Here is a 19,769-nt window from a genome sequence, read left to right on the forward strand (position 1 = left end):
TCAAAACGCTAGCATTCGCATCACATTGAACGAGGTGCGCCATGGTGCTCGAAGCGATTGCATTTTTTCTGGCTGCCGGATCGCCGGTGATCACGCAGAAGGATCCGCCGCGCCGCGAGGACGAGGTGGTTTGCAAGCAACGCGCCGCCACCGGCACACGCTTTGCCAAGAAAACCTGCAAGACGCGGGCAGAATGGGAAGCGGCCAGCGAAGCGGCTCGCCGCGATGCGGCTGATACGATCAATCGACCGGCGATCAACCAGGGGCGCGACTGACACTCGACTTCAGGCTGATGTGATCCAGTCCGGTTCCGGCTGATCGCAGTCGTAATATTCGAAGATCAGGTGTATTCGGTCGCAGTCGCCATCATTGACGACCGAATGCACGCCCATATTGTTGACTTCGGTCGCCTCTCCCTCGGGCAGGTGATAGGCGATACCCTCGATTGAAAAGATGACCCGTTCGCTGGTCTGGATCGGCACATGAATCTTGTGCGGCCATTTTGCCGCGGGATTGGCATCGCGGTGCGGCTGGATCACGCCACCCGGGCGCATGCGAGCCAGCATGACTCGGGGAAATGCGCCCCGAGCGTAGCTATAATCGGCGGTCGCCTGGGTCATGACCGGTTCAAGCAACGCGCGCCACTCCGCCCATAACGGCCGGTCGTAGGAGCGGCGCCAGTCGTTAAACCCTTGGACGAACCGGAACACGATATGGCGGGTAACGTCGAGCGCCTCGAACCGGTTGGGCTTGTCCGCATTCTCTGCATCCCAGACCGCCTCGGGCAGCGACGCTACGGCATCGCGCAGCGCCGTGATATCGACCGGGCCGAGACTGCGAATTGAACTTGTCTTACGCGGATTGGCGTACATCTTCGCACCGATCCCTAAAAGTTGTAGCCGAACAATTCGATGTCCCGGGCGTAAAGCCTCGCCACCCCGTCGATCAGTTGCTGATCGTAATAATCGCGGTAAGCGCCATGCTTCGAACTGTTTTCGCGCCCCAGATGAGTGGAAGGAATGCCGATCCGTGCAGCGATCGCGTCATAGGACGACTGCATATCTTCCACACGCCCCAGCATGTCACTTAACAACTCGCCATCCGGCCCGGTGACGAAGCTGTGCTGGGGGCGGAACACCATGTGATGGTGCGGCGGGGCCGCAAACAGGAAGTGGCGCATCACACCCTGTGGATCGCGCTGGAAACTGCCCTGCTGGCTGGTCGCGAAGGCGCAATAGGATACGAAGCGATCCCACGGGTTACGAACGAATGCGAATTTCAGATAGCTTGAAAATGCTTCTTCGCCGACGACCGGTCGCAACTCTGCGAGGCTGATATGGCCATGACCGAGTTTCGCAAGCTCGGGCCAAGGCAGTTGCTTGACCACGAACAGCCGCGCCTGCTCGTGATCGTCCGGCCCCATATGCTCTCGCAAAGCGTGACGGATCGAATGCGTCCCGGTTTTCGGAATCGCAGTGAAGATGAAGCCGTGGCTATTGGAAATGATCATCTTCAGGCCATTCAGGATGCAAGCCGGGTGAGCGACGGAGCGTTCGCCGGCAGCGCGACCTGAAGGATCAACTCGTTCAGGGCCCGCAGCAAGGGGATCTGGTTCGTCAGCAGGAGGTTAGCAGCACCGCTGGCAATCAGATCCCGTTGGAAAAGCGCGATCAACTGGCGATAGGTAGCCAAGCCTTCGACCGAGTCGCCATGTTGGGACCAGGCTGAACTCCAACCCCAGACAAACCGATCGAGCCTGGCGATGGCCGCTTCCACTCTCGGATCGGGCGCAACGTGCCCGGCAATATAGTCGACGTGGCAGCGCACTTCCCAAGGCGACATGATCTTCTGGAGCTCGACATTTTCGAACCGCAGTCCAGGCTCGGCAGTGACTCGGCTTCCCGGAATTCGCGGGTTGCCGTCACCCTGCGCGGCATCGATCAGGTCCCACATCTCCTCACCGCCGACGGTATCCAGCACAAGGTGAACGCGCTTGTCACTGCCGCCATTGTGGACATGGTGCATCCGGAAACTGTCGAATACCCAGCAGTCGCCTGGCGCCATGTGCACGCTCTGCTCGCCACAGGTGAACCGCACGGCCGGATTGGTGATCACGGGAATATGGATCCGCATATGGGTGCGCCAGTGATAGTTGGCGTCGACATGTGCGGGAACTACGGCACCGGCACCAAGCCCCATGAGCCTGCTGCGCCCCCAGACGGCGCCGATCTCTTCCATGACTTCAATGATATAGGGGCAGGCGCGCAGGTGCTGGGTCGGGGCCATCCTGCCCAGGAACCCGTTGGTCATCTGCCCCTCGGGCGTGACCAGCAATACCGCATCGTTGCCCGGATAATTGCCAGGGTGCGGTATCCAGGCCGATGCCGGCAGTGCGAGCACTTCTGTCGCCAGCCGGTCGGCATCGAAACTCTTTCCCAGCTTTAGCAGCGGTGTCGTCAGATGCATGACATGGTCCGTAATGGCGGGCAGCCCCGCCCGGAAACAGCGTGATGCTTCCCCCAATCGTGGCGCGGAATCAAGGCTGACCGCGGGTCCTGAGCCAGCCGGTGACCGACAATCTGCGCTCCGGCGCGTAGGACACCACCTGACTAACACTATGCTGTGCCGGGACCCGAAACAATCGCAGGGTATTGAAGGCCGGGACGAAGCCGTGATCGACGGTGGCACCTTCGCCGTGAAAGAGCAGCAGGCCACCCCATTCGATCCGCCACCGCGGCGTCAGCCCAAACACGTAGGCGGCGCTACGGTTCTTGCCCGCGACATTGTCGTCATGTCCCGTCAGGAAATGGCCCGGGCGATATCCGGTCGCCTGCACGTCCGCGAAATCAATGGCAGTTCCAGTAACGCGTTCTAGCAGTGCCATCACCTCGGGAGAGGAAATGAAGCTCGCAAACCGGTCGAGCGCGGTCCCGGCACGATCGCGCGCCTCCTGCTCGTCGGGTACGCGAATGGAATCATAGCGATATTGGAAACCAAAAGTCGCAGCCTCGGCCACTTTGGCGTCCAGCGTCGCACGCTGCTCTCGCGTCAGCGCTGCCTCGGCTTGGCATGGCATCTCGAAAACCTTGTCGCCGGCATTCATCACCAGCGTCCAGTCTTCCCGAGCGAGCAGATGGTCCCGCAGGATCATGGCCGAGCCGGAATCGAGAAACGGATCAATCGCGACCCGTCCAGTGCTAGCATATTCTCCCCGCAGCGAGGCAGGATCGATTCCCGGGTGGAGAGTGAAGGCGGGCAACATGCGGACCCGTTAGGGCCCGCATGTTGCCGCGCGTCAAGCCACCGTCAGCGTCAGCGCGCCGTCGCCCTCGTCGACATTGACCGTTGATCCGTCGCGGACGTCGCCGCGCAGGATCAGGTCGGCCAGCGGATCCTGCAGGTAACGCTGGACCGCGCGCTTCAGCGGGCGGGCGCCATAGACCGGATCATAACCTACCCGGCCCAGCCACGCGCGCGCGGCATCGGTCAGGTGGATCGCGATCTTGCGATCCTCCAGCAGCTTGCCGACGCGCGCGACCTGGATGTCGACGATCGGCGCCATATGGTCGGCGGCCAGCCGGTGGAACAGGATGATCTCGTCCAGCCGGTTGAGGAATTCCGGGCGGAAATGCGCACGGACGATCTCCATCACCTGCGGCTCGACATCGTCGACCGACTGGCCATCGGCCAGGTTGGTGAGGAACTGGCTGCCCAGGTTCGAGGTCAGGATCACGATCGTGTTCGCGAAATCGACCGTGCGGCCCTGCCCGTCGGTCAACCGGCCATCGTCCAGCACCTGCAGCAGGATGTTGAACACGTCGCCATGCGCCTTCTCAACCTCGTCGAACAGCACGACCTGATAGGGACGCCGCCGGACCGCTTCGGTCAGCACGCCGCCTTCCTCATAGCCGACATAGCCCGGAGGCGCGCCGATCAGCCGCGCGACCGCATGCTTCTCCATGAACTCGCTCATGTCGATGCGCACCATCGCGTTGGGATCGTCGAACAGGAATTCGGCCAGCGCCTTGGTCAGCTCGGTCTTGCCGACGCCCGTGGGCCCCAAAAACAGGAAGCTGCCCAGCGGCCGGTTCGGGTCCTGCAGTCCGGCGCGGCTGCGCCGCACGGCGGTCGACACGGCCTTGACCGCATCGGCCTGACCGATGACGCGCTTGCCCAGCACTTCCTCCATGTTCAGCAGCTTTTCGCGCTCGCCCTCCATCATCCGGTCGACCGGGATGCCGGTCCAGCGGCTGACGACGCCGCCGATATCGTCGGCGGTGACTTCCTCGCGCAGCATCGCGCCCTTGGTGCTGGCCTGCGCCTCGTCGAGCTGCTTGGTCAGCGCGGGGATGGTGCCGTAGTTGAGCTCGGCCATCTTCGCCAGGTCGCCCTGGCGCTGCGCTTGCTCCAGCTCGATCCGCGCTTGGTCGAGCTGCTCCTTCAGCTTGCTCTCGGCGTTGATCTTGTCCTTCTCCGCCTGCCAGCGGGTGGTCAACTCGGTCGACTGCTGCTCCAGATTGGCGAGCTCGGCTTCGAGGTTGGTCAGCCGGTCGCGCGATCCCGCATCGGTTTCCTTCTTCAGCGCCTCGCGCTCGATCTTGAGCTGGATGATCCGCCGGTCGAGCGTCTCGATTTCCTCGGGCTTGGATTCCACCTCCATCCGGATCCGGCTGGCGGCCTCGTCCATCAGGTCGATCGCCTTGTCGGGCAGGAAACGGTCGGTGATGTAGCGGTTGGACAGCGTGGCCGCGGCGACGATCGCGCCGTCGGTGATCCGCACGCCGTGGTGGAGCTCGTACTTCTCCTTCAACCCGCGCAGGATCGAGATCGTGTCCTCGACCGTCGGTTCGCCGACGAACACCGGCTGGAAGCGGCGCTGGAGTGCGGCGTCCTTCTCGACATATTTCCGATATTCGTCGAGCGTGGTCGCGCCGATGCAGTGCAGCTCGCCACGCGCCAGCGCGGGCTTCAGCAGATTGCCGGCGTCCATCGCGCCTTCGCTCTTCCCCGCGCCGATCAGCGTATGCATCTCGTCGATGAACAGGATGATGTCGCCCTCGCCGGCCTTGACCTCGTCGAGCACGCCCTTCAGCCGCTCCTCGAACTCGCCGCGATATTTCGCGCCGGCGATCAGGCTGCCCATGTCGAGCGCCATCAGCGTGCGGTCCTTCAAGCCGTCGGGGACGTCGCCATTGACCATGCGCAGCGCCAGCCCTTCGGCGATCGCGGTCTTGCCGACGCCGGGTTCGCCGATCAGGACGGGGTTGTTCTTGGTGCGGCGAGCCAGGATCTGGATGGTGCGGCGGATCTCCTCGTCGCGGCCGATGACCGGATCGAGCTTGCCGGCGCGGGCGTCCGCGGTGAGGTCGCGGGCGAATTTCTTGAGCGCGTCGTAGCGATCCTCGGCGCCCGCAGTGTCGGCAGTGCGGCCGCCGCGCAACTGGGTGATCGCAGCGTTGAGCGCCTCCGCCTTCACGCCCGCGGCGGCCAGCGCCTTGCCGGCGGCAGTGGTGGTCGCGAGGACGAGCGCGAGGAGCATGCGCTCGACGGTAACGTAGCTGTCGCCGGCCTTCTGCGCGATCTGTTCGGCCTGGTCGAGGACGCGGACGAGGTCGTTGTCGAGGCCGGGGGTCTGCTGGGCGCCGCCGCCGGTGACCGCCGGGACCTTGGCGAGGGCAGCATCCGTCTCGGCGAGCGCGCGCCTGGCGTCGCCGCCGGCGGCGGCGATCAGGCCGCTGGCCATGCCCTGCTCGTCCTCGAGCAGGGCCTTCAGAAGGTGCTCGGTGCTGATGCGCTGGTGGCTGTTGCGGATCGACACGGTTTGCGCGGACTGGAGAAAGCCCTTGGCGCGGTCGGTGAATTTTTCGAGGTTCATCGTGATCCCTGCTTCGCTTCGCCCCGGAGATAGGTGTTGCAAATATACAACACAAGATCGCCTTGACGAAGAATGTAGGGACGTCGGATGCGATCGGCCAGCGCAGGAAAAATCCTATAGCCTTTTGAATAGTCCAGTTATCGGACCAATTCGATCAGCCGGCCGCGAACGCTGTCCGGAATCGCCAGAGACTTGCGCGTGGTCAGGTCGACATGGACCGAAACGATCTCGATCGTTGCGTGCAGCTCGCCGGTCTCGGCGTGGAGCAGCTCGACCGTGTGGGTCAGGCTGGAAGTGCCGACCTTGTCGATCCGCGCGCGGCCCTCGACCGTGTCGCCGAAGCGGAACGGGCGGTGATAGTTGAGCGTGGCGCGGACGATGTTGAACTCGGCGTCGAGCCAGTCGGGGCCGATCTCCTCGATTCCCGTCCAGCGCCAGAAATCGCCGAGGACGACGTCGCAATATTCGAGATAGCGCGAGTTGAAGACGATCTTCTGACCGTCGATCTCGGAATAGCGGACGCGGAAGCGGGTGGAGAAATCGGTGGTGGGCATGGGCGAGCGCTTAGCGGCCCGCGCATGGATTCGCCAGTTGCGGGACGCGCACCCGGCGGCGCGCGTCCCGCTTGGTCACGGGGCGGTCAGCCCGCCTTGATGCCGGGCGTGTTGACGCCCATCGACTGGAGATATTTGCGGACGTTGCGCGCGGCCTGGCGCAGGCGCTGTTCGTTCTCGACCATGGCGATCCGCACGAACCCCTCGCCATTCTCGCCATAGCCGACGCCGGGTGCGACCGCGACCTTGGCATGGCTGAGCAGCTGCTTGGAGAATTCGAGGCTGCCGAGATGGGCGAGCGCGGGCGGGAGCGGCGCCCAGGCGAACATCGAGGCGCGCGGCGAGGGAATGTCCCAGCCGGCGCGGCCGAAGCTCTCGACCAGCACGTCGCGGCGCTTGTGATAGAGTTCGCGGTTCTTCTCGACGATGTCCTGCGGCCCGTTCAGCGCGGCGCAGGCAGCCGCCTGGATCGGGGTGAAGGCACCGTAATCGAGATAGGATTTCACCCGCGACATCGCCGCGATCAGATGGCGGTTGCCGACCGCGAAGCCCATGCGCCAGCCGGCCATCGAATAGGTCTTGGACAGCGAGGTGAATTCGATCGCGACGTCCTTGGCCCCCTTGACCTGAAGGATCGAGGGGGTCGGCTTTCCGTCATAATAGAGCTCGGAATAGGCGAGGTCGGAGAGGATCCACACCTTGTTCTCGCGCGCCCAGGTGACCAGCCGTTCGTAAAAGGCGAGGTCGACCGTCTCGGCGGTCGGGTTGGACGGATAGTTGACCACCAGCACCGACGGGCGCGGCACGGTGAAGCTCATCGCGCGTTCGAGGCTTTCGAAATAGGCGTCGTCGGGGGTCGTCGGCACCGCGCGGATCGTCGCGCCGGCGATGATGAAGCCGAAAGTGTGGATCGGATAGCTGGGGTTGGGCGCCAGCACGACGTCGCCGGGCGCGGTGATCGCAGTGGCGAGGCTGGCCAGCCCCTCCTTCGACCCCATGGTCACCACGACCTCGGTTTCGGGATCGAGATCGACGCCGAAGCGGCGGCCATAATAATTGGCCTGGGCACGCCGCAGCCCGGGAATGCCCTTGGACTGGGAATAGCCATGCGCGTCGGGCTTCTGCGCGACCTCGCAGAGCTTGTCGATGACGTGCTGGGGCGGCGGCAGGTCTGGGTTGCCCATGCCGAGGTCGATAATGTCCTCGCCCGCCGCTCGCGCCGCTGCCCGCATGCCGTTGACTTCGGCGATGACATAGGGCGGCAGTCGCTTCATGCGGTAGAACTCTTCGGACATTTCCTCGATCTTTCGGGTTGGGAAAGCGGCACGATGATGTGCCGTGCCCCGGTTTCTACGCCATTCGTCCGCCAACGGGAATGACGAGTTGCTAAGGGTGCGCTAAACCGCCCCTTGAAGAGGATCGCCGATGCCCGAGACCGTCGAGACGCCGACGCTGGAAGAATTGCAGCACTGGACCTGGGTGCTGGGCCGGGCACAGCAGATGATGATGGAGCAGGGATTCGACCTGCTGAAGGACGGCGCCGCCGCCGCCGGGCCGATGTCGGCGATGGCAAAGATGCCGGGAATACCGGGCATGCCCAATATGGGCGAGATGCCGGCCATGCCGGGGATGGCGGGACTGCAGGTCCCGGCGATGGTCGACCCGACCAAGGCGATGCAGGCGACCGCCGATTTCTGGGCCGATTCGATGACGCTGTGGCAGCGCTTCCTGGACCCCGATCATGCCCCGCCGTTCGAGGAGACGCCCGAACAGGCGCGCGACAAGCGCTTCAAGGCGAAGGCGTGGCGTGAGGAGCCGGTGTGGGACTTCCTGCGCCAGAGCTATTTCATGATCGCCGATCATCTGCTGAAGGGCGTCGATGCGATCGAGGGGGTGGAGCCGAAGCAGAAGGAGCAGATCCGCTTCGCCACGCGCGGCTTCATCGACGCGGTGAGCCCGACCAACTTCCCCGCGACCAACCCCGAAGTGCTGGAAAAGGTGGTCGAGACCAAGGGCGAGAGCCTGTTGAAGGGCCTGCAGCACATGATGGCCGACCTGTCCAAGGGGCAGATGACGCAGGTCGCGCCCGATGCGTTCGAGGTTGGCCGCAACCTCGCGACCACCCCCGGCAAGGTGGTGAAGCGCACCCCGCTCTACGAGCTGATCCAATATTCGCCGGTGACGCCGAGCGTGTACCGCACGCCGATCATCATCTTTCCGCCGTGGATCAACCGCTTCTACATCCTCGACCTGACGCCCGAGAAGAGCTTCATCCGCTGGGCGGTCGAGCAGGGGCTGACGGTGTTCGTGGTGTCGTGGAAGTCGGCCGACGCGACGATGAAGGACGTGGCGTGGGACGATTATGTCGAGCGCGGCCAGATCGACGCGATCGACACGGTGCGCGACCTGCTGGACGTGCCGTCGGTCCATGCCATCGGCTATTGCGTGGCGGGCACCACGCTGGCGGCGACGCTGGCGGTGCTGGCGGCGCGCGGCGAGGCGGCCAAGGTGGCGAGCGCGACCTTCTTCACCGCGCAGGTCGATTTTTCCGAAGCCGGCGACCTCAACCTGTTCGTCGACGAGGAGCAGCTGAAGCTGATCGGGTCGCTGGGCGGCGAGGGTTTCCTGGACGGGCGGTACATGGCGGCGACGTTCAACCTGCTGCGCGGGCGCGACCTGATCTGGAACTATGTCACCAACAATTATCTGCTGGGCCAGGACTATGCGCCGTTCGACCTGCTCCACTGGAATTCCGACGTCACCAACCTGCCCGCCAAATGGCATCTGAGCTATCTGAGCGACCTGTACCGCGACAACCGGCTGGTCCAGCCGGGGTCGATCGCGATCGGGGATACGCCGATCGACCTGAGCCGGGTGCAGACACCGGTCTATGTTCAGGCGGGGCGCGAGGACCATATCGCGCCGGCGGCCAGCGTGTGGAAGATCACCCATCATTTCCAGGGGCCGCTGCGCTTCGTGCTGGCGGGATCGGGGCATATCGCCGGGGTGGTGAACCCGCCATCGGCACAGAAATATCAATATTGGACCAATGACGGGAACGCAGCGACACTGTCGGAGTTCGTTGCAGGAGCGAAGGAAACCAAGGGCAGCTGGTGGCCGGACTGGGCCGCCTGGGTGATCTCGGCAGATGGCGAGCAGGTCGAGGCCAGCGCCCGCTTTCCCGGACAGGGTTCGCTGCAGGCGCTCGAGGATGCCCCGGGGAGCTATGTTCGGACGCGTTAAGTTGTTGAACTGGCAACACTCCGTTACATGCTGCACTGCACAATGAGCCTCTTGCATTCGGTACGGATCGGGCATATATGCTGCATTGCAGCAACTACCCTGTCGAGGTGAGCGAATGGCAAGCAAAGGTCCCAGGAATGTCCCCGGCAAGCAGCCGGTGATCGTCAAGGCCGCCGCGCGTCCCAAGGTCGCAGCGAAGGCAAAGGTTGCTGACATCGCGTCCGGAGAGACCGCGCCGATCCTGCCTGTGGCCGAGGCCCCGGTAACGATCGAGCCGGCCGCGATCGCGGAGGCAGCGTCGCAGGAAGTCGAAGTTGCGGCAGAGGCGCCGGCCGCCGTGGCGAAAGCCGCAGGCGAGGCGATCGAAGCCGCCGTTCAGCAAGTCCAGCCGGAGGCTCCGGCAATCGAACCCGTCATCGAGGCCGTCGAAAGCGTCATTCCGGCCGCAGTCAAGGAAAGCAGCATCATGGAAACTTTCGAGAACACCACCGCCAAGGCCCAGAACTTCTTCAGCGACGTCAACGAGCGCAGCAAGGCTGCCGTCGAGAAGTCGACCAAGATGATCGAGGAAGCCAACGAGTTCGCCAAGGGCAATGTCGAGGCGATGGTCGAGTCGGGCAAGATCGCAGCCAAGGGCTTCGAGGCGTTCGGCCAGGACGCAGCCGATTACGGCCGCCGTTCGTTCGAGAATGCCACCGCCGTCCTGAAGAGCATGGCATCGGCCAAGTCGCCGACCGAGTTCTTCAAGCTGCAGAGCGACTTCATCCGCACCTCGTTCGACTCCTATGTCGCCGAAGCGTCGAAGACCACCGAAGCGATGATCAAGCTGGCCGGCGAAGCCGCACAGCCGCTGTCCAACCGCGTCGCGGTTGCAGCCGAGAAGGCCAAGATCGCCGCGTAAGCGGATCGATCGCCGGGATTGAGGGGTGTCCGCCACGGCGGGCACCCCTTTTTCGTTGATGGCGCCGGTGGCGCGGCAGACGGGGCGCGACCCCGCGTTGCCCCTACCCTGCCCCGCCCCGGCCCATGCGCGTCGCCGAGCGCCGGCGCGTCGCGGCCATCCCACCGGGATCGCCGGCTTTTTCGCCGGACCGGCGGCGATTTCCGGACCGTGGCGGACGCTGCGGCCTTGCCTCAGTCAGGAGCGCGACATATTTTCAGCCCCGTGACACTCCCATTCCAGATCCGCATGGCCGATGAAGACGGCGACGACGACGGCAACGGCAACGGCCGCGATCCGTCGATCGGCCTGGCCACGCGCACCCGTACGCGTACCAAGAAGCCGACGCCCTACCGCGTCCTGATGCTGAACGACGACTATACCCCGATGGAATTCGTGGTGCTGGTGCTCCAGCGCTATTTCCGGATGACGATCGAGGAAGCAACGCAGGTGATGCTCCACGTCCACCAGCGCGGCGTGGGCGTGTGCGGCGTGTTCAGCTACGAAGTCGCCGAGACCAAGGTGTCGCAGGTGATGGACTTCGCCCGCGAGAACCAGCACCCGCTGCAGTGCACGCTGGAGAAGGCGTAAACCAACCCCAACCCGGCGAGGCGATATGCGACAGGCACTGACGATGATGTGTGGCCTGTCGCTGATGACGATCGCGACGGGCGGCCAGGCGGCGGCCCAGTCCAATGGCAGCGATGAGCCGGGCACGATCATCCCCACCGCGACCGACCCCGATTTCGGTGACGCCACCCCGGCGCTGAGAAAGCTGATCGCCGCCGCCAGGCCAAGGGCAATCGGTCCGCAGCATTTCTGCATCATCGGCTATCGGTACGGGGACAACAAGATCGCCTGGGTGCATTGGCGCGAGCAGCGGCAGCTGACCTTCTGGCGAGGCGGATCGGACCCCGACTATCGCAGCGACTCAATCGTGAACTCGCGTCGCCAGCTCGATCTCGACAAGGACGTCGTGCCGACCGACGCCGATATCGGCAGCAGTACCTATCTGATTTCGCGGACGTGGCTCGACGAGAGGCTAAGGGACTGCGTGGCGAAGGGGACGAGGTACGTTGTGAGCGGCCGTTGAGGGTTACCGGATCGTAGCTGACGTCATGCTCAACTCGGAGAGGCAGTATGCAGCGCGCAATGCGGATGATGTGTGACTTGTCGCTGATGATGGTCGCGGCGGCCGGCCCGGCGGCTGCCCAGTCTGATGGCAGCGCTCAGCCGGGTACGATCATCCCCACCGCGACCGACGCCGATTTCGGCGACGCCACTCCGGCGTTGAAGAAGCTGATCGCCGCCGCGAGGCCAAGGGTGACCGGCCCGCAGCATTTCTGCATCATCGGCTATATCGGTAATGGCGGCAGCAAGATCGCCCTGGTGCACTGGCGCGAGCGACGCCGGCTGATCTTCTGGTTCGGCGGATCGGACCCCGAGTATCGTAGCGACTCTATTGTCGACTCCAATCGCCAGCTTGATCTCGACCAGGACGTCGTACCGACCGATGCCGATGTTGGAAGCAGCACTTATCTGATTTCGCAGACCTGGCTCGACGAGAAGCTGCGGGACTGCGCGGCCAAGGGCACGAGATATGTGGTGCGCGGCCGTTGAGGGTCACCGGATCGTCGATGGAGTCAGCTCAACTCGGAGAGGCAAATTGCGGCACGCAATGCGGATGATGTTTGGCTTGTCGCTGGCGGTGGTCGCGGCGGGAGGCGAGGCAGCGGCCCAGTCCGATGGTATTGCTCAGGCGGGCAGGATCATCCCCACCGCGACCGACCCCGATTTCGGTGACGCCACTCCGGCGCTGAGAAAGCTGATCGCCGCCGCCAAGCCAAGGGCGACCGGTCCGCAGCATTTCTGCATCATCGGCTATATCGGTAATGGCGGCGACAAGATCGCCTGGGTCCATTGGCGCGAGCGGCGCCGGCTGATCTTCTGGTTCGGCGGATCGGATCCCGAACACCGCAGCGACTCTATTGTGAATTCAAACCGCCAGCTCGATCTCGACAAGGACGTCGTGCCGACCGATGCCGACATCGGCAGCAGCACCTACCTGATTTCGCGGACCTGGCTCGACGAGAGGCTTCGGGACTGCGGGGCGAAGGGCGCTAGGCGCTGTTGACAAAGTTAGGCAACCACCTGCGGATAGCGGCAAGATTGAGGAAACTGGCGAACGACAGCGCGGTTTTGTCGTAGCGGGTGGCGATGCGGCGTTGATGCTTGAGGTGGCCGAACATGCGCTCGATGCGGTTACGATCTCGGTATCGACGGAAGTCGCAGGCGATGTGTTCGCGCCGGTTGGCCTTTGGCGGGATGATCGGCAGGATGCCGCGCATCAACAGGTTCGCCCGGACCGCATCGCCGTCATACCCTTTATCGGCCAGCAGCGCCTTGGGCTTGTCGACAGGCAACGCCATGAGGTCATCGACAGCGCTATAATCCGATGCCTCCCCGCCAGTCAGGATGAAGCCAAGAGGGCGTCCCTGATTGTCACAACGGGCGTGGACTTTGCACGTAAAGCCGCCGCGTGATCGACCAAAAGCCTCCTTATGAGTCCCCCTTTAGCGCCCGCTGCCGAAACATGGCCGCGAACCGTGGTGCTGTCGATCATGTGCTGCCAGTCGTCGGTCAGCCCGAACTCGACCAGCGTGGCCAGCATCGCATCCCAGACGCCTTGTTCCGCCCAACGCCGGAACCGCACATAGACCGAGTTCCACTTGCCGTAGCGCTCGTGCATGTCGCGCCAGGGGCAGCCAACCCGCAGTACATGCAGCATCCCGTTTAGAAATCGCCGATTGTCATGGGCAGGGCGCGCCTTTCGGCCTCGCTCGGACGGCAGCAGCCCTTCGAGCACCGACCATTCCTCGTCCGTCAGATCGCCACGCGCCATCGCCGCCCCTGCAAAGAGCAGCCTTGAATCAGAGATCAGGTCGTTTGGGAATCCACTTTGTCAACACGACCTAGGTACGTGGTGAGCGGCCATAGGTAACGGCCGGCGCGTCTCTACAATCACGTGCGACCTTGGGTTGGGTGGGATCGAACAGCCTCAAATGCCGCGGCTTGGACGTGAGCAACGCACAAAAGTGGCGTGACCGCTACTGGGCCGGTTGCGGTCTGCCCGCCTTCAGGCATCGCGACCGCAATAGCTGCCGTCCAAGCGGAGGTTGCGGAACGGCAGGAAGCGCCCCAGTAGCGGACATTGGCGGCGTGCTGTACGCAGCGCCGGATGCCATTTGCTCGCCTTTTATCCAGCGAGGAGTTTGAAGCCTGCTTCGCAGCTCCGATGCGGAATGTGATCGATGATCCGGATCCACGGGCAGACATTTGGCCATATGTTGATAGCCTGGACCTAGACGCCCTTGGCCTGCCGAGCATCAATGATGTTCACTACGTCTATCGGGACGCCAGCCAGCGATTCGATCAAGTCCTGATTGGCACCGGGCGTTTTAACACGTTGCTGGTGATCGTAGTCGATCGCGATTCACATGCGGTCTTCGGACATCATCTGCTCGACCTCAACGAGAAGTGCGACGTGCGGGGAGGTCATATTTGCGAAGTCCGCTAACAACCAATGCCGACCGTTCGCGTTCTGCGAAGCGGCCGCTAAGAGCTGTCGGACCGTTAGCGCTAACCAGTTGAAGATATTCGAAGTGGACTTGCGATTATGAGTAAGGAACTGTCGCGTACCCAGCTGGGATGACCTGCATGCTGATCAATTTTGAACTAACTCCCGTAGAAAATGTCCTTCCTTGGGGCAGCCATGGCAATAATATCCTCCATTGGTTTGGTCTAACGGACGGTCGGTATTGGATAGATGCGGGAGGCGACACGCTATTCGAATATAGCGAGCACGTTCGGCGCGCCGGGTTCGATAGGTATTGCAACTATCAAGTCGCACGAATTTGGGAAGACATCACGGAGGCGCTTCCGACTATCTTGGACCCCATCCCCCAGGATCTTGTTCGGTATATTTCCGGGGAACCCGGACGGGCGTGGATGGCGACGCAATACTCATGGTTCGAGCGAAATCTCGCCGCAGATGCCGGAGATGAGGCATGGGACGTCTTGGGTCGTGCCAATTTGTTGTTCCGTAACCGATATCTCGATTCTACGTATCTGACGCCATCGGCATCAATACTGATGTGGTCCGATGACGCGGACGTCCACATTGAGTGGGAAAATGGGGATAAATTGATCGACGGCGAGTTAGCATGGTCGGCCGTAAGGGGGAGCTTCCATCTGCCGCGCGCGGTATTCGTGGCGGAAGTACGCGCATTCCATGCTAGGTTTTTCGAGCAGATGACTTTACGGATCGAGCAAGTTGCTGCGGGAGCGCTTCATCCGGATATCCATATCGATTTGCCCGGCTTGATAGCTGAAAACGAGCAACGTCGCGATTGGGCCGCGCAAGCTCTCGAGAAACGGGGGCAAGCTTTTTGGGACGAAATCAGGTCGGCCATTTTGGAGATTTCCTCCGATGCAGGGCCCGGCAATATCTAGCCGTGTCCAGATGTCCGCTTTCCACCCAATCTCGGCCATTCACAATCAGAGTGTCGATCGCCGGAAGCGGACTGGCGGGTTTCGCCCTTATCTCGGGCATGGCGTGCCGACGGGTGCCCAGGAGCTGGTGAGGAATCGCTGTCCGCTCACGGGCTGGCAGCGCGCATAGCCCTGTCCGGGCAGGAGCGTGTCGGCGGCGAGCAGCAGCGCCAGCGGCAGCAGCACGAGCAGCGGCGAAAGCACCAGAACCGCGCGTAGCAGACGCGGTTGAGCCGCGGAGGGGCTGCGCAGCAGCATCGCTACCAGTAGCGCGAGCTGCACCGCGCCGATTACCGCCGCGCCGGCGCCGGTGCGCACCTCGACGGTTCGGCCTGCGGCAAGATTCCGGGCAAAAGAGATGGCGCTTTCCCAGGCAATCCAGCACAGCACCAGCGCAAGCGCCGCCATGCCCAGGCCCAGGATCAGCGATGCGCGTCGATCAGTGTCCGACATATTGCTCAAAAGCGGGGAAGAAAGCGCCAGGTCAACTTGTCGAGCTGGCGTCGGGCCGCGTCGTGGGCATAGTCGACTGCGAGGTCGATGACCCGACTTGCGAGCGCCGTGGCCATGTTGAGGCCCGCCTCAATCAGAGTCTCTTTCCCCTGCTGGGCACGCTGCTGAAGCTTCGCAATGCTGTCATCCAGCATCTTCTGGAGCTTGGCGGTGAGCTGGAAGCGATTGTCGATCCAGTCGAGCGCCAGCCCGGCGCCAACCCCGACCACCACCGCGACGGCGAGCGGGCCCAGGGCAAAGGTGCCGATCGCGGTGCCCACCGCCAATGCGCCCGCGGTGGCGCCGATGGCGCTGCCGATCGCCACCTTCACGATGTCCGCGCCGATCGCGCCGAGCAGCCCGCCCAGAGTGGCTTCGTCGCGCATCACATAATCCGCGATGTTCCAGGCCGTCAGCAGGAAGATCGACACGATCGCGCCGCCGCGCGCCGAAGCCTTCACGCCAGCGCGCCCCAGACCCATGTTGACGACCTTGGCGTTCTGCACACCGTAGCGGGTGCCGTTCAGGATACGCCGCAACCCGGCATGACCCTTGAAGACGATGTGCTGCTTGCCACTATAGCTCTTGAAGTAAACCCGGCCGATCGGTGAGCCCAGATCCTTCGCCAGCTTGGCGAGCAAGGCGGCATCGGTTGCGGTAGAGAAATAGTTCATCACGAACCGGCTCTCGGTCTGATAACGGCGCCAGAGCTTGTCGGCGTCGACCTGAGACATCTGGTTGGCGGCCACCTTGGTGGACAGCCAGAGCCGCATCATCGCATCGCGGTCGAGAACATAGACCTGTTCATCCTGCACGCTGGCTTCCTCCTTTTTAGGGCTGCGCCGCTACGATCTTCTGCCCCTCGATCGAATAGCGCTGATTGCCGACCCGGAATCCGTCGGGGCCAAGCCACACGGTTTCGGTGTCGGGGCCGGTCCGTCCGCGCAGGCAGCTCTCCGCGGGTACGGCGAGCAGTTCCTTGCGTTGCTGCAGCGAGAAGACGCGCACGAAGCTTTCGATCCCGCTGGCGCATCGCCCATCGGGGGCCGCCTTGCTCGCATAGCGATCGAGCAGCACCACCACTCCGCTCGTTGTCTGTCCGACACGCTCGCTGTCATGCCGCCGTACGGGATCGATACTGGCAAGGTCGACATCGAACGGCATCTCCACCGTAGCGTCTTCCCGCGTCGCCTTGTACACGCCCCTCCCGTTGCTGAGGTCGAGCTGATCCAGCTCCAGAAAGCTCACACTCTGGGTGTCTCGCAAGTCGGCGGGCGCTTGCCCACAGGCGCTCAGGCACAAGGCCAGGGTGAGGGTAAGGCCGCTCGTCAGTGTGCGCATCTTTTCTCCGTCGGGAAATGCTTTCGCACAAGCGTTCGCGCGTCAACGCCTGGTCGGACGGCCCGCACCACATTGCGGGTAAGCTGGGCCGGAGAGGCGACGAATAGTGAATGGCCGGAAATACTTGGCATGACTTGGGTTGAAACTCGATTCAGGCATTTTATGTCCCTGCGACGATAATCAGCCTGCGAGGACGGAGTATAAATGCTCTACCGGGTGCGCTTTCACTCGGGTCATTTGGCTTCGCATATTGGAACGCGGATCCGCGGGAAGCGTGACAGCAGGCGGCCCTGCGTCCGGCGGATGTCGTAAGCGCTGGCGGACGCGTACAATCTGAGCGACAATCCGTTGCAAACCGGCGACGAGGCGTTGATGCGAATCCACTGGAAATGGGCGGTTGTGGCGATGTGCCTGTTGGTCGGACCGCGCTTGCCGCCCGCGCCGGTGATCGAGGCCGCTGAGAAACAGCTCGCCGCGATTGAGGCACAGCGCTTTACGGCATCCCAGCTGCGGTGCGGATCTGCGGTGTCTGGGAACCGGCGGTGGGACAAGGCCGCTGTGGTCTACGGCTCGCAAATCCCCGATATCGCCACGCTCGCGAAGCTGAGCGAGCGCCCCATCATTGTTTATGAGGGTAAATTTGCGGGCTGGCGTCTGGCAGGCGCAGATTTGTCCAATGTGTGTTTTGAAGAGACCGATCTGTCGCGTACCGACTGGCGCGGCGTGGCTGCACAAGGCGTGAGGGTCTTTCGCAGCAATCTTGCCGATGCGGTGATGACGGGTGCCACTCTGGGCAAAGCCCTATTCTCCGATTCACGGCTGGACGGCGCCGATGCCTCCGAAGCGGACCTGACCGGGGCGCGGATCGAGGGGGGAAGCTTCGACGGGCTCAATCTGCGCAAGGCGCGCATGCGATCGTTCCAGCTCTACTGCGGCTTGCTCACCGGCTATAACACTTGCGGATGGCCGGAGACGCGCGGCGTAGACGCGCGTGACACCGATCTGGCGCATGCGCGATTTGAAGTGTTTTTCACGAAAAAGTGGAATTTCGAGGGAGCGCAGCTCGATCGCACCGTCGTTCAGGTGCAGCAGGTGGAGCAGTTTGCTGCGTCGAAGGTGAGAGGGACGGTTATCCTTGAAAGCAGCGGATACAATAACGACGTGCGCGCCCGTTTGAGTCCGGGCGAATGGCAACAATTGTTGTTGAACTGGCCCACCGGTCCTGACTTCGCCTGTGCGCGTGCTCGGTCGGTTGTCGAACATATGATCTGCGGGTCGGATGATTTGACGGAGACCGATCGGGAACTCGCGCGGCTCTATCGCCATGGGCGCGCGAACCGCACGACCACCGTCCGCGCCCAACGGCGCTGGCTTGCCGAGCGGGACACTTGCGGCGCCAAACCCGAAGTGGGGTTCGAGCGGGAGTTGTGCATCAGCAGGGCTTACCAGGGCCGCCTTGCTGAACTGAGGGAAGACATGCCGGTCCTCTCGAAATTCACACCCGGTGAGGAACGCCTGTTCATTTCACCCGAACTGGTGCCCCCGCCCGCATTCGCGCAAACCGCACTCTATTCGCGGATCTTCCCGGTTCTGATCGCGACAGCCGATTCGAGACTGATCGTTCGCGGGGTCGGGGCCGCCCGCGTTCGTGCCAGCGGGGAAGCATATGGCAGCAACGGCCATTTTTGCTCCCTGGGTCCGATACTGCTCGATTTCAATCCGGCGAGCGGCAGCTTCGGCGTCCAGCGGGGTGATGACGATCTATTGGCGGTACGCGGCGATGTCGTGAAATTTGCGGGCGAGGAAGCGTTGGTCGGTCCGCCCGACGGGAACAATGATTCGCTTGGTGAGGCGTGCAGTGCGCGGGGCCGCTTCGTCAGGATGGTGCAAATCACGATTCCGGTATCGCAGCGCGGAGCCGTCAGGAAGATGGCGAGCTTCTGACCGTGAAAGAGCGGTCCTTCGTAGTGGAACGCTCCTTCCGCCTGACTGCACACTCGGAGTCGATCAGCGTGGCCGTCGAAGCTGAGGCCGCATCGTTTGCCGCCGGGAAAGCGCGCGCAACGGTCATCCTGCATCCCTTGCCAAGCTCCCGCCCTGACGCAAAATCATCGATATGAGCGACCTGCATATCGCCGAAATTCCGTTTGAAGACGGTTCGATCCGCTACCGTTACGCTCGCCGGATGGCGCCGGACGGTGTGCGGTGGATCAGAGAGGGGCTGTTTCAGGCGTTTCACCCGAACGGCGCGCTCGCGTCGGAAGGCACGTATCGCGACGGCCATGAAGAGGGGCTTTGGCGCGACTTTCATGAGAATGGCCAACTCGCCGCCGAAGGCTCTTATGAAGCGGGTGTCGAGGTGGGGGAATGGCGGTTCTGGCTCGATGACGGTACCGAGACAGACACGAGATAGTTGGCGACCCACTGGCCACCCAATCTCAGCCGCCTGTTAGCATTAATGGAAATGCCCCTGCGGTGGCGAAGACCGTGCCACCTCAGCGTTGTTTTGCTGAACCGGCAGGCATGCATAATCCTCGGGACCGTAGCCCGCGCGACCGGGAATCAAGTTGTAATCGCCGCCGCATCGCTCGAAAACGGTATCCTCGGCCTCCCCAAGCGCATCCAGGTGCACGAAATTTCTCGCGTATCGGTTGCCAGCATGGCCGCAGCCACCCACCAGCAACGTGATTAGAAGGATTGCCACCCGCATCCGGATACCCCCTTAGGCCTGATGCGCCTATTCTATAGCGGCCAAGTATCAAAGTCTCACAGG

Annotated in this window: 22 protein-coding genes and 1 pseudogene; 11 read left to right on the plus strand and 12 right to left on the minus strand. The window is 63.0% G+C overall.

Annotated features, from left to right (window positions below):
• Window positions 1-41 precede the first annotated feature (41 nt).
• On the plus strand, window positions 42-275 hold the full coding sequence (locus ACZ1H8_RS06655) for a hypothetical protein (RefSeq protein ID WP_465180560.1): 234 nt from the start codon (window positions 42-44) through the stop codon (window positions 273-275).
• A gap of 9 nt (window positions 276-284) precedes the next feature.
• On the opposite strand, the gene ACZ1H8_RS06660 is transcribed toward ACZ1H8_RS06655, so the two are convergent.
• From ACZ1H8_RS06660 to ACZ1H8_RS06690, 7 genes are all read right to left on the minus strand, one after another.
• Window positions 285-872, minus strand: coding sequence for an aspartyl/asparaginyl beta-hydroxylase domain-containing protein (locus tag ACZ1H8_RS06660; protein WP_465180561.1), 588 nt, complete (start codon window positions 870-872; stop codon window positions 285-287).
• Window positions 873-886: 14 nt separating this feature from the next.
• Window positions 887-1,510: a sulfotransferase family 2 domain-containing protein gene (locus tag ACZ1H8_RS06665; protein ID WP_465180562.1), complete on the minus strand. Its 624-nt coding sequence runs from the start codon at window positions 1,508-1,510 to the stop codon at window positions 887-889.
• A gap of 11 nt (window positions 1,511-1,521) precedes the next feature.
• Complete coding sequence (locus tag ACZ1H8_RS06670; protein WP_465180563.1) at window positions 1,522-2,466, minus strand: aspartyl/asparaginyl beta-hydroxylase domain-containing protein; 945 nt, start codon at window positions 2,464-2,466, stop codon at window positions 1,522-1,524.
• A gap of 70 nt (window positions 2,467-2,536) precedes the next feature.
• Window positions 2,537-3,262, minus strand: coding sequence for a 2OG-Fe(II) oxygenase (locus ACZ1H8_RS06675; protein ID WP_465180564.1), 726 nt, complete (start codon window positions 3,260-3,262; stop codon window positions 2,537-2,539).
• Window positions 3,263-3,295: 33 nt separating this feature from the next.
• Window positions 3,296-5,875: an ATP-dependent chaperone ClpB gene (clpB, locus tag ACZ1H8_RS06680; protein ID WP_465180565.1), complete on the minus strand. Its 2,580-nt coding sequence runs from the start codon at window positions 5,873-5,875 to the stop codon at window positions 3,296-3,298.
• A gap of 137 nt (window positions 5,876-6,012) precedes the next feature.
• Entirely contained in the window at window positions 6,013-6,429 is a 417-nt protein-coding gene (locus ACZ1H8_RS06685; protein ID WP_465180566.1) for an acyl-CoA thioesterase, read from the minus strand.
• 86 nt (window positions 6,430-6,515) lie between these two features.
• On the minus strand, window positions 6,516-7,724 hold the full coding sequence (locus ACZ1H8_RS06690; protein WP_465180567.1) for an LL-diaminopimelate aminotransferase: 1,209 nt from the start codon (window positions 7,722-7,724) through the stop codon (window positions 6,516-6,518).
• Between the two features lie 130 nt (window positions 7,725-7,854).
• Between ACZ1H8_RS06690 and ACZ1H8_RS06695 the strand changes: the two genes are divergently transcribed.
• From ACZ1H8_RS06695 to ACZ1H8_RS06720, 6 genes are all read left to right on the plus strand, one after another.
• Window positions 7,855-9,672: a PHA/PHB synthase family protein gene (locus ACZ1H8_RS06695; protein WP_465180568.1), complete on the plus strand. Its 1,818-nt coding sequence runs from the start codon at window positions 7,855-7,857 to the stop codon at window positions 9,670-9,672.
• Between the two features lie 115 nt (window positions 9,673-9,787).
• A complete protein-coding gene (locus ACZ1H8_RS06700; protein WP_465180569.1) occupies window positions 9,788-10,573 on the plus strand; it encodes a phasin family protein in 786 nt (261 codons plus the stop codon).
• 288 nt (window positions 10,574-10,861) lie between these two features.
• Window positions 10,862-11,203, plus strand: coding sequence for an ATP-dependent Clp protease adapter ClpS (gene clpS / locus ACZ1H8_RS06705; protein WP_110150882.1), 342 nt, complete (start codon window positions 10,862-10,864; stop codon window positions 11,201-11,203).
• Window positions 11,204-11,228: 25 nt separating this feature from the next.
• The gene (locus ACZ1H8_RS06710) at window positions 11,229-11,705 is read left to right on the plus strand and encodes a hypothetical protein (protein WP_465180570.1); all 477 of its coding nucleotides are present in this window, start codon (window positions 11,229-11,231) and stop codon (window positions 11,703-11,705) included.
• Between the two features lie 47 nt (window positions 11,706-11,752).
• Window positions 11,753-12,232, plus strand: a complete 480-nt coding sequence (locus ACZ1H8_RS06715) for a hypothetical protein (RefSeq protein ID WP_465180571.1) — start codon at window positions 11,753-11,755, stop codon at window positions 12,230-12,232.
• 58 nt (window positions 12,233-12,290) lie between these two features.
• On the plus strand, window positions 12,291-12,746 hold the full coding sequence (locus ACZ1H8_RS06720) for a hypothetical protein (protein ID WP_465180572.1): 456 nt from the start codon (window positions 12,291-12,293) through the stop codon (window positions 12,744-12,746).
• Here the strand turns inward: ACZ1H8_RS06720 and ACZ1H8_RS06725 are convergent.
• Window positions 12,733-13,514: pseudogene (locus ACZ1H8_RS06725) on the minus strand (IS5 family transposase). The gene ACZ1H8_RS06720 and the pseudogene ACZ1H8_RS06725 overlap by 14 nt on opposite strands.
• Window positions 13,515-13,907: 393 nt before the next feature.
• Here ACZ1H8_RS06725 and ACZ1H8_RS06730 point away from each other — a divergent pair.
• Both ACZ1H8_RS06730 and ACZ1H8_RS06735 read left to right on the plus strand, forming a co-directional pair.
• Window positions 13,908-14,189, plus strand: a complete 282-nt coding sequence (locus tag ACZ1H8_RS06730) for a hypothetical protein (protein WP_465180573.1) — start codon at window positions 13,908-13,910, stop codon at window positions 14,187-14,189.
• A 140-nt stretch (window positions 14,190-14,329) separates the two neighbouring features.
• Window positions 14,330-15,124 carry a DUF5984 family protein gene (locus ACZ1H8_RS06735; RefSeq protein WP_465180574.1) on the plus strand — a complete coding sequence of 265 codons (795 nt, stop codon included), beginning with the start codon at window positions 14,330-14,332 and terminating at the stop codon, window positions 15,122-15,124.
• Between the two features lie 87 nt (window positions 15,125-15,211).
• On the opposite strand, the gene ACZ1H8_RS06740 is transcribed toward ACZ1H8_RS06735, so the two are convergent.
• From ACZ1H8_RS06740 to ACZ1H8_RS06750, 3 genes are read right to left on the minus strand one after another with little or no spacing between them, the layout of a single operon-like run.
• Window positions 15,212-15,616 carry a hypothetical protein gene (locus tag ACZ1H8_RS06740; RefSeq protein WP_465180575.1) on the minus strand — a complete coding sequence of 135 codons (405 nt, stop codon included), beginning with the start codon at window positions 15,614-15,616 and terminating at the stop codon, window positions 15,212-15,214.
• A 5-nt stretch (window positions 15,617-15,621) separates the two neighbouring features.
• Entirely contained in the window at window positions 15,622-16,470 is an 849-nt protein-coding gene (locus ACZ1H8_RS06745; protein ID WP_465180576.1) for a hypothetical protein, read from the minus strand.
• A 16-nt stretch (window positions 16,471-16,486) separates the two neighbouring features.
• The gene (locus ACZ1H8_RS06750) at window positions 16,487-16,996 is read right to left on the minus strand and encodes a hypothetical protein (protein WP_465180577.1); all 510 of its coding nucleotides are present in this window, start codon (window positions 16,994-16,996) and stop codon (window positions 16,487-16,489) included.
• Window positions 16,997-17,344: 348 nt separating this feature from the next.
• Here ACZ1H8_RS06750 and ACZ1H8_RS06755 point away from each other — a divergent pair, with 348 nt between their 5' ends.
• Both ACZ1H8_RS06755 and ACZ1H8_RS06760 read left to right on the plus strand, forming a co-directional pair.
• Entirely contained in the window at window positions 17,345-18,940 is a 1,596-nt protein-coding gene (locus tag ACZ1H8_RS06755) for a pentapeptide repeat-containing protein (protein ID WP_465180578.1), read from the plus strand.
• 172 nt (window positions 18,941-19,112) lie between these two features.
• Complete coding sequence (locus ACZ1H8_RS06760; protein ID WP_465180579.1) at window positions 19,113-19,409, plus strand: toxin-antitoxin system YwqK family antitoxin; 297 nt, start codon at window positions 19,113-19,115, stop codon at window positions 19,407-19,409.
• A gap of 42 nt (window positions 19,410-19,451) precedes the next feature.
• On the opposite strand, the gene ACZ1H8_RS06765 is transcribed toward ACZ1H8_RS06760, so the two are convergent.
• Window positions 19,452-19,706 carry a hypothetical protein gene (locus ACZ1H8_RS06765; protein ID WP_465180580.1) on the minus strand — a complete coding sequence of 85 codons (255 nt, stop codon included), beginning with the start codon at window positions 19,704-19,706 and terminating at the stop codon, window positions 19,452-19,454.
• Window positions 19,707-19,769 lie beyond the last annotated feature (63 nt).

Source organism: Sphingomonas sp. BL-S-25 (assembly GCF_055521555.1).

Bases quoted from the DNA above. Each gene is read 5' to 3' on its own strand.
- ACZ1H8_RS06715 (WP_465180571.1), top strand. From the start codon at position 11,753: ATGCAGCGCGCAATGCGGATGATGTGTGACTTGTCGCTGATGATGGTC.
- ACZ1H8_RS06750 (WP_465180577.1), bottom strand. From the start codon at position 16,996: ATGCGCACACTGACGAGCGGCCTTACCCTCACCCTGGCCTTGTGCCTG.
- ACZ1H8_RS06720 (WP_465180572.1), top strand. From the start codon at position 12,291: ATGCGGATGATGTTTGGCTTGTCGCTGGCGGTGGTCGCGGCGGGAGGC.
- clpS (WP_110150882.1), top strand. From the start codon at position 10,862: ATGGCCGATGAAGACGGCGACGACGACGGCAACGGCAACGGCCGCGAT.
- ACZ1H8_RS06690 (WP_465180567.1), bottom strand. From the start codon at position 7,724: ATGTCCGAAGAGTTCTACCGCATGAAGCGACTGCCGCCCTATGTCATC.
- ACZ1H8_RS06760 (WP_465180579.1), top strand. From the start codon at position 19,113: ATGAGCGACCTGCATATCGCCGAAATTCCGTTTGAAGACGGTTCGATC.
- ACZ1H8_RS06765 (WP_465180580.1), bottom strand. From the start codon at position 19,706: ATGCGGGTGGCAATCCTTCTAATCACGTTGCTGGTGGGTGGCTGCGGC.
- ACZ1H8_RS06655 (WP_465180560.1), top strand. From the start codon at position 42: ATGGTGCTCGAAGCGATTGCATTTTTTCTGGCTGCCGGATCGCCGGTG.
- ACZ1H8_RS06735 (WP_465180574.1), top strand. From the start codon at position 14,330: ATGCTGATCAATTTTGAACTAACTCCCGTAGAAAATGTCCTTCCTTGG.
- ACZ1H8_RS06685 (WP_465180566.1), bottom strand. From the start codon at position 6,429: ATGCCCACCACCGATTTCTCCACCCGCTTCCGCGTCCGCTATTCCGAG.
- ACZ1H8_RS06660 (WP_465180561.1), bottom strand. From the start codon at position 872: ATGTACGCCAATCCGCGTAAGACAAGTTCAATTCGCAGTCTCGGCCCG.
- ACZ1H8_RS06665 (WP_465180562.1), bottom strand. From the start codon at position 1,510: ATGATCATTTCCAATAGCCACGGCTTCATCTTCACTGCGATTCCGAAA.
- ACZ1H8_RS06740 (WP_465180575.1), bottom strand. From the start codon at position 15,616: ATGTCGGACACTGATCGACGCGCATCGCTGATCCTGGGCCTGGGCATG.
- ACZ1H8_RS06710 (WP_465180570.1), top strand. From the start codon at position 11,229: ATGCGACAGGCACTGACGATGATGTGTGGCCTGTCGCTGATGACGATC.
- ACZ1H8_RS06695 (WP_465180568.1), top strand. From the start codon at position 7,855: ATGCCCGAGACCGTCGAGACGCCGACGCTGGAAGAATTGCAGCACTGG.
- ACZ1H8_RS06670 (WP_465180563.1), bottom strand. From the start codon at position 2,466: ATGCATCTGACGACACCGCTGCTAAAGCTGGGAAAGAGTTTCGATGCC.
- clpB (WP_465180565.1), bottom strand. From the start codon at position 5,875: ATGAACCTCGAAAAATTCACCGACCGCGCCAAGGGCTTTCTCCAGTCC.
- ACZ1H8_RS06700 (WP_465180569.1), top strand. From the start codon at position 9,788: ATGGCAAGCAAAGGTCCCAGGAATGTCCCCGGCAAGCAGCCGGTGATC.
- ACZ1H8_RS06675 (WP_465180564.1), bottom strand. From the start codon at position 3,262: ATGTTGCCCGCCTTCACTCTCCACCCGGGAATCGATCCTGCCTCGCTG.
- ACZ1H8_RS06730 (WP_465180573.1), top strand. From the start codon at position 13,908: ATGCGGAATGTGATCGATGATCCGGATCCACGGGCAGACATTTGGCCA.